This is a genomic window from Pseudomonas mandelii, assembly GCF_006438925.1.
In the GTDB taxonomy this organism is placed as follows: Bacteria; Pseudomonadota; Gammaproteobacteria; order Pseudomonadales; family Pseudomonadaceae; genus Aquipseudomonas; species Aquipseudomonas mandelii_C.
The window spans coordinates 1-12,185 of sequence record NZ_RCZA01000009.1 but is presented as its reverse complement, the minus strand read 5'-3'; the positions used below and the strand labels follow the sequence as shown (position 1 = coordinate 12,185).

The following is a 12,185-nucleotide window of genomic DNA, read 5'->3' as shown; positions in this document are numbered from 1 at the left end:
GGCCTTTCCTCCTGGCGGAGCAGAGAGCGGGCAATCCTGCCCCGCTCTCGATTCGCGTCACGTGTTATTCGGTTTCCAGATCGATATCGATGCCGAGGGAACGAATTTCCTTGATCAACACGTTGAAAGACTCGGGCATGCCCGGCTCCATACGGTGATCGCCATCCACGATGTTTTTGTACATCTTGGTACGGCCGTTCACATCGTCCGACTTCACTGTGAGCATTTCTTGCAGAGTGTAAGCGGCACCGTATGCTTCCAGTGCCCAGACCTCCATCTCCCCGAAACGCTGACCACCGAACTGCGCCTTACCACCCAGCGGCTGCTGGGTAACCAGGCTGTACGAACCGGTAGAACGAGCGTGCATCTTGTCGTCTACCAAGTGGTTCAGCTTCAGCATGTACATGTAGCCAACAGTAACCGGGCGCTCGAACTTGTTGCCGGTACGGCCGTCGGTCAGCTGCATCTGGCCGCTTTCTGGCAGGTCAGCCAGTTTCAGCATGGCCTTGATTTCGCTTTCCTTGGCGCCGTCGAACACTGGAGTGGCCATTGGAACGCCGCCACGCAGGTTCTTCGCCAGATCCAGGATTTCCTGGTCAGAGAAGCTATCCAGATCTTCGTTACGACCGCCGATCTGGTTGTAGATCTCGTCGAGGAATTTACGAAGCTCAGCGACTTTGCGCTGCTCTTCGATCATCCGGTTGATCTTCTCGCCCAAACCTTTAGCCGCGAGGCCCAGGTGGGTTTCAAGGATCTGACCAACGTTCATACGCGAAGGTACGCCCAACGGGTTGAGGACGACGTCGACCGGGGTGCCATTGGCATCGTGCGGCATGTCTTCAACCGGCATGATCACGGAGACCACACCTTTGTTACCGTGACGACCGGCCATCTTGTCGCCCGGCTGGATGCGGCGACGGATTGCCAGGTAAACCTTGACGATTTTCAGCACGCCTGGAGCCAGGTCATCGCCCTGCTGCAGTTTGCGCTTCTTGTCTTCGAACTTGTCGTCCAGCAGACGGCGACGATCAACGATGTAGGCCTGGGCCTTCTCGAGCTGCTCGTTCAGAGCATCTTCAGCCATGCGCAGTTTGAACCACTGACCATGCTCAAGACCGTCGAGAACTTCGTCGGTGATGTCCTGACCTTTCTTCAGACCGGCGCCGCCTTCGGCTTTGTGGCCGACCAGAGCGGAACGCAGACGTTCGAAAGTTGCGCCTTCTACGATACGGAACTCTTCGTTCAGATCCTTGCGGATCTCGTCGAGTTGAGTCTTCTCGATCGACAGTGCACGAGCATCACGCTCAACGCCGTCGCGGGTGAAGACCTGTACGTCGATGACGGTACCCTTGGTGCCGGTAGGCACACGCAGGGAGGTGTCTTTAACGTCGCTGGCTTTTTCACCGAAGATGGCACGCAGCAGTTTTTCTTCCGGAGTCAGTTGAGTCTCGCCTTTCGGAGTGACCTTACCAACCAGGATGTCGCCTGCGCCAACTTCAGCACCTACGTAAACGATACCGGCTTCGTCCAGTTTGTTCAGTGCAGCCTCACCCACGTTCGGGATGTCTGCAGTGATTTCCTCTGGCCCAAGCTTGGTGTCACGTGCCACACAGGTCAGTTCCTGAATGTGGATCGTGGTAAAGCGGTCTTCTTGAACAACTCGTTCCGACAGGCAGATGGAGTCTTCGAAGTTGTAACCGTTCCAGGCCATGAACGCGATGCGCATGTTCTGACCCAGCGCCAGTTCACCCATGTCGGTGGACGGGCCGTCAGCCATGATGTCGCTACGCTGAACCCGATCACCTTTACGCACCAGCGGACGCTGGTTGATACAGGTGTTCTGGTTGGAGCGGGTGTATTTGGTCAGGTTGTAGATGTCGACACCAGCTTCACCGGTTTCAACTTCATCATCAGCAACACGAACCACGATACGGCTGGCGTCGACGGAATCGATAACGCCACCACGACGAGCCACGACGCAAACGCCGGAGTCACGAGCTACGTTACGCTCCATGCCAGTACCGACCAGCGGCTTGTCAGCGCGCAGGGTTGGTACAGCTTGACGCTGCATGTTCGAACCCATCAACGCACGGTTGGCGTCATCGTGCTCGAGGAACGGGATCAGCGACGCTGCAACCGAAACTACCTGCTTCGGAGAAACGTCCATCAAGGTGACGTCTTCCGGCGCCTTGACGGTGAACTCGTTCAAGTGACGAACAGCTACCAGCTCGTCGATCAGCATTTTCTTGTCGTTCATCGTGGCCGAAGCCTGAGCGATCACATGATCAGCTTCTTCGATGGCGGACAGGAATACGATCTCGTCGGTGACCAGAGCGTCTTTCACCACACGGTACGGGCTTTCGAGGAAGCCGTACTGGTTGGTGCGCGCATAGGCGGCCAGGGAGTTGATCAGACCGATGTTCGGACCTTCCGGCGTTTCAATCGGGCATACACGACCGTAGTGAGTCGGGTGTACGTCACGAACTTCAAAGCCAGCACGCTCACGAGTCAAACCGCCAGGGCCGAGTGCAGAAACACGACGCTTGTGGGTGATCTCGGACAGCGGGTTGTTCTGGTCCATGAACTGGGAAAGCTGGCTGGAACCGAAGAACTCCTTCACCGCCGCAGCCACTGGCTTGGCGTTGATCAGGTCTTGTGGCATCAAGCCTTCGCTTTCAGCCATCGACAGACGCTCTTTGACCGCACGCTCAACACGTACCAGGCCAACGCGGAACTGGTTCTCGGCCATTTCGCCTACGCAGCGAACACGACGGTTACCCAGGTGGTCGATGTCATCGACGATGCCTTTACCGTTACGGATGTCGACCAGAGTCTTCAGCACCGCAACGATGTCTTCTTTGCACAACACGCCCGAACCTTCGATCTCGGTACGACCGATACGACGATTGAACTTCATCCGGCCGACCGCAGACAGGTCATAGCGCTCAGGACTGAAGAACAGGTTGTTGAACAGAGTCTCGGCAGCGTCTTTGGTTGGCGGCTCGCCTGGACGCATCATGCGATAGATCTCGACCAGCGCTTCCAATTGGTTGCTGGTGGAGTCGATCTTCAGAGTGTCGGAGACGAACGGACCGCAGTCGATATCGTTGGTGTACAGAGTTTCGATGCGAACAACCTGGGACTTGGCGATTTTCGCCAGGATCTCGGTGTTCAGCTCGGTGTTGCACTCTGCCAGGATTTCGCCGGTTGCCGGATGCACGATGACCTTGGCGGTAGTGCGACCCAGGACGTAGTCCAGAGGCACTTGCAGCTCTTTGATCCCGGCTTTTTCCAGCTGGTTGATGTGGCGAGCAGTGATACGACGACCTTGCTCGACAATAACCTTGCCTTTGTCATCCAGGATATCCAGGACAGCAATTTCACCACGCAGGCGGTGAGGTACCAGTTCCAGGCTGAGGTTTTCACCTTGCACGTGGAAGACGTTGGTGGTGTAGAACGCGTCGAGCACTTCTTCAGTGGTATAGCCGAGCGCGCGCAGCAGTACCGATGCAGGCAGCTTGCGACGACGGTCGATACGCACGAATACGCAGTCTTTCGGGTCGAACTCGAAGTCCAACCACGAACCGCGGTAAGGAATGATACGCGCCGAGTACAACAGTTTGCCGGAGCTGTGCGTCTTGCCACGGTCGTGGTCGAAGAACACGCCCGGGGAACGGTGCAGCTGGGAAACGATTACACGCTCGGTACCGTTGATTACAAAGGTACCGTTCTCAGTCATCAGGGGGATTTCACCCATGTAGACTTCTTGCTCTTTGATGTCCTTGATCGCTTTATTCGACGATTCTTTGTCGAAAATGATCAGGCGCACTTTTACCCGCAAAGGTACGGCGTAAGTTACACCGCGCAATACGCATTCTTTGACATCAAATGCCGGTTCGCCCAGGCGATAACCGACGTACTCCAGCGCAGCATTGCCGGAGTAGCTGATGATCGGGAAAACGGATTTGAAGGCCGCATGCAGGCCCACGTCGCGGAACTGATCTTTAGTCGCTCCCGCTTGCAAGAATTCACGATACGAATCCAGCTGGATGGCCAGGAGGTACGGCACATCCATGACGTCCGGCAACTTGCTAAAGTCCTTGCGGATACGTTTTTTCTCAGTATATGAGTAAGCCATCAGCGTTCCCCAGCTTGGTCACCTGCTTGTTTGGCCCCTCCCGACGGGAGCAGCCAGAAAATCGTGCAAACCCCATGGTTTGCGCCACCGCATCGGGTGGTTACAGCTCGTTATCAGCACCGACCCAGTCGGCTGCCAATAACGGAAAAAGGCCGGTGGCAAGAGCCACCAGCCATCAGCCTTTCGCTTAACGCTCGGGCTGGAGACGCAAAGTCGATGCTTACTTCAGCTCGACTTTAGCGCCTGCTTCTTCCAGAGTGGCTTTTGCTTTGTCAGCTGCGTCTTTCGAAACAGCTTCCAGAACAACGCCAGGAGCGCCGTCAACTACAGCCTTGGCTTCTTTCAGGCCCAGACCGGTCAGTTCACGCACTGCCTTGATCACGTTAACTTTCTTCTCGCCAGCTTCCAGCAGCATGACGTTGAATTCAGTTTGTTCTTCAACAACGGCAGCGACAGCAGCTGGACCAGCGGAAGCAGCGGCAGCGGAAACGCCGAACTTCTCTTCCATGGCCTTGATCAGCTCAACGATTTCCAGAACGGATTTTTCGCCGATTGCTTCGATGATTTGGTCGTTAGTCAGAGACATGACTATAAATTCCTGTATTGGGGTGACAGCCTACGCGGCCATCGAAATAAACAATAAACGCTGAAAGGAGTCGCTCAGCCTTAGGCTGCGGCAGCTTCTTTCTGGTCGCGAAGAGCCGCCAGAGTACGAGCCAATTTGCTGGTTGCGCCTTGAATCACGCTCATCAGCTGGGAAATTGCTTCGTCACGGGTCGGCAGGCTTGCCAGTACGTCGATCTGATTAGCTGCGAGGAACTTGCCCTCGAACGCAGCTGCCTTGATCTCGAACTTATCCTGACCTTTTGCGAACTCTTTGAAGATACGAGCAGCAGCGCCCGGATGTTCTTTGGAGAATGCAATCAAGGTCGGGCCGGTGAACACGTCGTTGAGCACGTCATATTGAGTGCCAGCAACGGCGCGCTTGAGCAGGGTGTTACGTACAACACGTACGTAAACGCCAGCTTCACGAGCCTCTTTACGGAGTCCGGTCATAGCGCCTACTGTTACGCCACGGGCATCAGCCACGACAGCGGACAGAGCAACTTGGGCAGCCTTGTTGACTTCAGCGACGATGGCCTTCTTGTCTTCAAGTTTAATTGCCACGGGAAAAACTCCTGCTTGTTACCGTTTCATCCAACCGAGGCCAGATGTCGTTTTGGTGTCTGATTCGGTAAGGAACCGGGAGCACCATCTGCGTAGGCTTAAGGTTTAAGACTTGCGTCGCCTACGGTCTTGGATAGCCCCCGCCAGGCAGGGACCCCAATCTTTCAATTGGCGCAATCGCTTGCGCCAACCTGCGTCTTACGCGTCGAGCGAGCCTTGGTCGATGACCAGGCCTGGACCCATGGTGGTGCTCAGGGTAACGCGCTTGACGTAAATACCTTTCGAGGAAGCTGGCTTGATACGCTTCAGATCAGCGATCAGGGCTTCAACGTTTTCCTTCAGCTTGACGGCGTCGAAGCCAACCTTGCCAACGGAGGTGTGGATGATGCCGTTTTTGTCGGTGCGATAACGAACCTGACCAGCCTTGGCGTTCTTAACCGCGGTAGCTACGTCTGGCGTTACGGTGCCGACTTTAGGGTTAGGCATCAGGCCACGTGGGCCCAGGATCTGACCCAACTGACCAACAACGCGCATTGCATCCGGGGATGCGATAACTACGTCATAGTTCAGGTCGCCGCCTTTCATTTCGGCAGCCAGATCGTCCATACCTACACGGTCAGCGCCGGCAGCCAAAGCGGCCTCAGCAGCTGGACCTTGGGTGAACACAGCAACGCGAACGGTCTTGCCAGTGCCGTGTGGCAGCACAGTAGCGCTACGAACGACCTGGTCGGATTTACGCGGGTCAACACCCAAGTTTACAGCAACGTCAAACGACTCGCTGAACTTGACGGTCGACAGCTCAGCCAGCAAAGCAGCCGCGTCTACAAAGTTGTAGGACTTGCCTGCTTCAATTTTGCCGGCGATAGCCTTTTGACGCTTGGTCAACTTAGCCATTACACACCCTCCACGTTAAGGCCCATGCTACGAGCAGAACCGGCGATAGTACGCACGGCCGCGTCCATATCAGCTGCAGTCAAATCCGCGTTTTTGGTTTTCGCGATTTCTTCCAGCTGAGCACGGGTAACGGTGCCAACCTTAACGGTGTTCGGACGAGCGGAACCGCTAGTCAGACCAGCAGCTTTCTTCAGCAGAACCGAAGCAGGTGTGGATTTGGTTTCGAAAGTGAAGCTACGGTCGCTGTAGACAGTGATGATCACTGGAGTCGGCAGACCTGGCTCAATACCCTGAGTACGGGCGTTGAAAGCCTTGCAGAATTCCATGATGTTCACGCCATGCTGACCCAGAGCAGGACCAACAGGTGGGCTTGGGTTAGCCTGAGCGGCCTTCACTTGCAGCTTGATGTAAGCGGTAATCTTCTTGGCCATGAGGCACTCCAATTACGGGTTCGAACGCCTCGAAAGGCTCCCCGGTTACTTGCGCGTTTATCCCAGTGACGACAAAACCCCACAGCCTAGGGCTGCGGGGTTGGGATGCTTGCTCAGCTAGACTTTTTCGACCTGGCTGAACTCTAGCTCTACCGGAGTAGAGCGACCGAAAATGAGCACTGCCACTTGAATCCGGCTCTTCTCGTAGTTAACTTCTTCGACCGTGCCAGTAAAGTCGGCAAACGGGCCGTCATTGACACGTACCGACTCACCTGGCTCGAACAACGTCTTCGGCTTCGGCTTGTCGCTACCATCAGCAACGCGACGCAGAATCGCTTCTGCCTCTTTATCTGTGATAGGTGCAGGCTTATCAGCGGTACCGCCGATAAAACCCATCACCCGAGGAGTATCCTTGACTAAGTGCCAAGTACCCTCATTCATGTCCATCTGAACCAGCACATAACCTGGGAAGAACTTGCGCTCGCTTTTGCGTTTCTGGCCATTACGCATTTCAACCACTTCTTCAGTGGGAACCAGAATTTCGCCAAAGCCATCTTCCATGCCAGCCAGCTTTACGCGCTCTACCAACGAGCGCATGACATGCTTCTCGTAACCGGAGTAAGCATGCACAACGTACCAACGCTTAGCCACGGGACACCCTTAGCCGACAATCAAGGAAACAAGCCAGCCGAGCAGGGAATCAAGCCCCCACAACAGCAACGCCATAACCAGTACAACAGCCACAACGATCAACGTGGTCTGCGTGGTTTCTTGGCGAGTTGGCCATACGACTTTACGAATCTCGGTGCGAGCTTCCTTAACCAGTACAAAGAAAGACTTGCCCTTGACTGTTTGCAGGCCTACAAAGGCAGCTACAGCAGCAATGGCGAGCAAAGCTAGTACGCGGTACAGGATCGGCGAAGCAGAGTAATACTGATTGCCAACAACGCCAACAACCACCAAAGCGACTACTACTAGCCACTTGAGCAGATCGAAGCGAGAGCCTTGAGCTTCAGCTTTAGGAGTCATCTATGAAGATCCTGTGAAAAGAAAGCCAGACACACCAAGTGAATCTGGCAGGTCAGGAGGGAATCGAACCCCCAACCTACGGTTTTGGAGACCGTCGCTCTGCCAATTGAGCTACTGACCTAAAACAAAATCAGGCCGACCATTATGCCGGCCCGAAAAAGACATTACAACAACTTACTCGATGACTTTAGCTACGACACCGGCGCCGACGGTACGACCGCCCTCACGGATAGCGAAGCGAAGCCCATCTTCCATCGCGATGGTTTTGATCAGGGTGACAGTCATCTGAACGTTGTCACCCGGCATTACCATTTCAACGCCTTCTGGCAATTCGCAGTTACCGGTCACGTCCGTGGTACGGAAGTAGAACTGTGGACGGTAACCCTTGAAGAACGGAGTATGACGACCGCCTTCTTCCTTGCTCAGAACGTAAACCTCTGCAGTGAACTTGGTATGCGGCTTGACAGTGCCCGGCTTGACCAGAACCTGGCCACGCTCAACATCATCACGCTTGGTACCACGCAGCAATACGCCGCAGTTCTCGCCAGCACGACCTTCATCGAGCAGCTTGCGGAACATCTCAACACCAGTGCAAGTAGTTTTGACAGTGTCACGAAGACCAACAATCTCAACTTCTTCCTGAATGCGGACAATGCCACGCTCAACACGACCAGTCACAACAGTACCGCGACCGGAGATCGAGAAAACATCCTCGATCGGCATCAGGAACGGCTTATCAATAGCACGCTCAGGCTGCGGAATGTAGCTATCCAGTGTCTCGACCAACTTCTTGACGGCAGTAGTACCCATCTCGTTGTCGTCTTGACCGTTCAACGCCATCAGCGCAGAACCAATGATGATCGGAGTGTCATCACCTGGAAAATCATAAGTGCTCAGCAGATCGCGCACTTCCATCTCAACCAGCTCCAGCAGCTCAGCATCGTCAACCATGTCAGCCTTGTTCAGGAAGACAACGATGTACGGAACGCCAACCTGGCGGGACAGCAGGATGTGCTCACGGGTTTGCGGCATCGGACCATCAGCGGCCGAGCAAACCAGAATCGCACCATCCATCTGGGCAGCACCGGTAATCATGTTTTTTACGTAGTCAGCGTGACCTGGACAATCAACATGTGCGTAGTGACGCACGGCCGAATCGTATTCAACGTGAGCGGTGTTGATGGTGATACCACGAGCTTTTTCTTCAGGGGCGCTATCGATCTTGTCGAAGTCAACCTTTGCCGAACCGAAAACTTCGGAGCAGACACGGGTCAAAGCAGCAGTCAGAGTGGTTTTACCGTGATCGACGTGACCAATGGTACCAACGTTGACGTGAGGCTTATTACGTTCGAACTTTTCCTTAGCCATCAAAATCACCCCTAGGAGAAGAATTGAGCAGGTCAAACAAGCCATTAAAACAAAGGCAGATATTTTCATATCTGCCTTGTTATATGGAGCTCTTGAGCGGATTTGAACCGCTGACCTCACCCTTACCAAGGGTGTGCTCTACCAACTGAGCTACAAGAGCGTAACGCTATGCAGGATCTGCAAACTTGGAGCGGGTAGCGGGAATCGAACCCGCATCATCAGCTTGGAAGGCTGAGGTTCTACCACTAAACTATACCCGCGGAGCTTGCAGCTCTCGCTAAAAATGGTGGAGGGGGAAGGATTCGAACCTTCGAAGTCGTAGACGTCAGATTTACAGTCTGATCCCTTTGGCCGCTCGGGAACCCCTCCTAAGCGAGCCGGCATTCTATATCATGCCAGCCTTCTGTCAAGCATTTTCTCATTAAAAACCTGAGGTTAGCTGCGTTGACATCACTTTGCGGTGTTAACCATCAAAGGTCTTCACTGCGAAGCGGGCGCCATTCTATGCAAACTATTCGGCGGGTGCAACCCCCTCGCACGGCATTATTTTATGTTTTAACTCATTGAATTCTCTAGAAAGGTTTTTCAGCTGCGAGTCATCTAGCCAACGCCGGCTTTCTGGTGCCACACGCACCCAGTAACCATCAGACCCGGCGGGGGCCCTCAGCAAGGACTCGAACTTGATTTCCATGCCACTCAATCGCCGCTCAACCGCCTGAGCCGCTTCCTGACGAGTAAAACCGCCAAGATAGAGACATCCATCGTCTGCCTGGGCAGGCTTTCCTTTATCACGAGCCGCGTCAGTCGTTTCACTCAACAAGCGAATGTCCTGCTGCGAACCCCGATACAAACTCAAAGGGGTTACATCCTTTGCGCGCAGAGGAGCCTCTTGTTGGTGCCAGATGTAATAGAACACATTGAGAACAAGCAGCAGCAGAAACAACCAACGCATAAAAACCTCACGACAAGGGACACGCCATAGCCAAACCTACAAACACCAGATCTGGAACCACCCTGGCCTCAGGCACGATCCCGGAAACCAGGTCTGCATCTCCTCCAGTGAGGAACACAGCAAAATCATCCCCCCAATAACTACGCGCCAACTCTAGCTGTGTCAGGACAAAGCCTCTCAACATCAACGAGCATCCCCGCTCGACCGCTTCGACAGTTGTCCGACCAGGAACGAGACTTTCCAGAGCGCGCTCGGCTGCTAGATCGCCATAACGAATTCTACGGGTGTGGGTACGCAATTGGTTACGCATCAGAGGCATTCCTGGGCATATAAATCCTCCGAGGTGCTCTCCATCTCTAGAGATGAAGTCCGCAGTAACAGCCGTACCAAAATCAAGCACAAGGCACGCACCCGAAGCCAGTTGGAATCCCCCAAGCATCGCCAGCCAACGGTCGAGCCCTAACCGCTCGAACTCCTCATAACCATTGCGAACCCCAGACATTTCGCGGGACGGCGCTGCACACACCACCGAAACACCAAAAGCTTCTGTCAGCAGAGAAATCAGTGCACTGGTTTCTTCGGCGGTCCTGACACTGACCAACCGACAAAACTTGAGCGTGAGACCCTTGAGCGTTTTCAAGCTCTCCAACAAAGCGAGATCCGATTCAACGACACCCTCACCAACCACCCGCCGAACATCCGCATCGAGCACACGCCACTTGATAAAACTGTTTCCGCAGTCGAGCTCAAGAATCATCACGCAACCTCAGACTGAGCTCACCACCACTAAAGACTTTTTCCACACCACCCACCCTCAAGCGCAGAGCACCCTGACTATCAATTCCCAGCACTTCGCCTTCTATATGGTTAACACCTGCGATCAACGACACGGCCCGCCCCTGCCAGAGATGATTTTGCTCCCACTCTGCCTGGATAGCTGAAAATCCGTCGACTTGATGACGACACAGATATGCCTGGAGCATCGCGCCCAACTCCCCGACCAAGTGATTTCGATCAAACACCTTGCCCGACTCTAGCCGCATGGACGTCCACTGCTGATCTACCTCATCGGTAATCTGCATGTTCACATTAATTCCCACACCCAGCACAACGTGACACACATCAGCAGGATCTCCCACCAGCTCGAGCAATATCCCGGCAATCTTCTTCTGACCAACCAGAACATCGTTGGGCCACTTCAATCCAGCCCCCGAAATACCGAGTTCACGCAGGGCCTGCATGACCGCAAGCCCAACAACAAGACTCAAGCCTTCCAGCTGACGCATTCCACCTTCAATACGCAGCACGAGGCTGTAATAGATGTTTTCCGCGAATGGACTCGCCCATTTACGTCCACGCCGCCCACGACCTGCAGTTTGCCGTTCGGCAAGCACCAGAAAGGGTGCCGCCTGCCCCCGCTCTATGGCGCGCAAAGCCTCGGCATTAGTGGAGTCAATTGAATCGAAAACCAGGATGGGCCAATCACAAGAAGGCGCTTGCTCTCTTATCTCGACAGGATCAAGCAGCGTCAATGGCGCAGCCAGTTGATAGCCGCGCCCCCGCACCTTATGAATAGATAATCCCAGCTCAGCTTCTAAATGCTGAAGCTGCTTCCAAACGGCACTACGACTGACACCTAAGGCGACGCCCAAGGCCTGACCCGAATGGAATCGGCCATCTTTAAGAAGCTTTAACAATGTCAGCATGCAAGTCTCGCCTCACAATGAGGCCCGCATGATAGCCATGCCCCGCGCCATTGCATAGAAACCCTACAGGTCAGTTTTCCTGCGGGCAAAACAAAACCCCTACCTGCATACGCAGATAGGGGTTTCGGAATTTAATCTTGACGATGACCTACTCTCACATGGGGAAACCCCACACTACCATCGGCGATGCATCGTTTCACTRCTGAGTTCGGGATGGGATCAGGTGGTTCCAATGCTCTATGGTCGTCAAGAAATTCGGTAGCCAGGTCGTTCTCCTTACGGATCACGCTCCAGCGAATGGGTATGCGATAGATTTGTGTGTTTCGTTTCGAATTTTCGACTTGTATCGTCTTCACACACCGCAATCTGGTGCCTTTTCAGGTCAGCAAATTGCTTGGGTGTTATATGGTCAAGCCTCACGGGCAATTAGTATTGGTTAGCTCAACGCCTCACAGCGCTTACACACCCAACCTATCAACGTCGTAGTCTTCGACGGCCCT

General features: G+C 54.2%; 11 protein-coding genes, 4 tRNA genes and 2 rRNA genes. All 17 read right to left on the bottom strand.

Annotated elements, in window-relative coordinates:
- Positions 1-64 precede the first annotated feature (64 nt).
- Positions 65-4,138 carry a DNA-directed RNA polymerase subunit beta gene (rpoB, locus tag EAH74_RS20675; RefSeq protein WP_008145491.1) on the bottom strand — a complete coding sequence of 1,358 codons (4,074 nt, stop codon included), beginning with the start codon at positions 4,136-4,138 and terminating at the stop codon, positions 65-67.
- Between the two features lie 220 nt (positions 4,139-4,358).
- Positions 4,359-4,724, bottom strand: coding sequence for a 50S ribosomal protein L7/L12 (gene rplL / locus EAH74_RS20670; RefSeq protein ID WP_008145490.1), 366 nt, complete (start codon positions 4,722-4,724; stop codon positions 4,359-4,361).
- 80 nt (positions 4,725-4,804) lie between these two features.
- A complete protein-coding gene (gene rplJ / locus EAH74_RS20665; RefSeq protein WP_010467255.1) occupies positions 4,805-5,305 on the bottom strand; it encodes a 50S ribosomal protein L10 in 501 nt (166 codons plus the stop codon).
- Between the two features lie 198 nt (positions 5,306-5,503).
- Positions 5,504-6,199, bottom strand: coding sequence for a 50S ribosomal protein L1 (rplA, locus tag EAH74_RS20660; RefSeq protein ID WP_007896626.1), 696 nt, complete (start codon positions 6,197-6,199; stop codon positions 5,504-5,506).
- Positions 6,199-6,630, bottom strand: a complete 432-nt coding sequence (rplK, locus tag EAH74_RS20655) for a 50S ribosomal protein L11 (RefSeq protein WP_003210097.1) — start codon at positions 6,628-6,630, stop codon at positions 6,199-6,201. Before rplK ends, rplA begins: the two co-directional genes overlap by 1 nt.
- A 117-nt stretch (positions 6,631-6,747) precedes the next feature.
- The gene (gene nusG / locus EAH74_RS20650; protein ID WP_007896622.1) at positions 6,748-7,281 is read right to left on the bottom strand and encodes a transcription termination/antitermination protein NusG; all 534 of its coding nucleotides are present in this window, start codon (positions 7,279-7,281) and stop codon (positions 6,748-6,750) included.
- Positions 7,282-7,290: 9 nt separating this feature from the next.
- The gene (gene secE, locus EAH74_RS20645) at positions 7,291-7,659 is read right to left on the bottom strand and encodes a preprotein translocase subunit SecE (RefSeq protein ID WP_008145488.1); all 369 of its coding nucleotides are present in this window, start codon (positions 7,657-7,659) and stop codon (positions 7,291-7,293) included.
- A 45-nt stretch (positions 7,660-7,704) separates the two neighbouring features.
- Positions 7,705-7,780 (bottom strand) — tRNA-Trp (locus EAH74_RS20640).
- Positions 7,781-7,833: 53 nt separating this feature from the next.
- Positions 7,834-9,027, bottom strand: a complete 1,194-nt coding sequence (gene tuf, locus EAH74_RS20635) for an elongation factor Tu (protein ID WP_007896619.1) — start codon at positions 9,025-9,027, stop codon at positions 7,834-7,836.
- Positions 9,028-9,111: 84 nt separating this feature from the next.
- Positions 9,112-9,187: transfer RNA gene (locus EAH74_RS20630), tRNA-Thr, on the bottom strand.
- A 26-nt stretch (positions 9,188-9,213) separates the two neighbouring features.
- A tRNA-Gly gene (locus EAH74_RS20625) sits at positions 9,214-9,287 on the bottom strand.
- Between the two features lie 24 nt (positions 9,288-9,311).
- Positions 9,312-9,396: transfer RNA gene (locus EAH74_RS20620), tRNA-Tyr, on the bottom strand.
- A 142-nt stretch (positions 9,397-9,538) separates the two neighbouring features.
- Entirely contained in the window at positions 9,539-9,979 is a 441-nt protein-coding gene (locus EAH74_RS20615) for a hypothetical protein (protein WP_123365581.1), read from the bottom strand.
- A gap of 7 nt (positions 9,980-9,986) precedes the next feature.
- Positions 9,987-10,736 carry a pantothenate kinase gene (locus tag EAH74_RS20610; RefSeq protein WP_140680765.1) on the bottom strand — a complete coding sequence of 250 codons (750 nt, stop codon included), beginning with the start codon at positions 10,734-10,736 and terminating at the stop codon, positions 9,987-9,989.
- Positions 10,726-11,685 (bottom strand): bifunctional biotin--[acetyl-CoA-carboxylase] ligase/biotin operon repressor BirA, encoded by a 960-nt coding sequence (gene birA / locus EAH74_RS20605; protein ID WP_140680763.1) that lies wholly within the window; start codon positions 11,683-11,685, stop codon positions 10,726-10,728. The genes EAH74_RS20610 and birA overlap by 11 nt, the downstream gene beginning before the upstream one ends.
- A gap of 135 nt (positions 11,686-11,820) precedes the next feature.
- Positions 11,821-11,936 (bottom strand): 5S ribosomal RNA (rrf, locus tag EAH74_RS20600).
- Positions 11,937-12,090: 154 nt separating this feature from the next.
- Positions 12,091-12,185, bottom strand: a 23S ribosomal RNA gene (locus tag EAH74_RS20595); the annotation flags it as partial.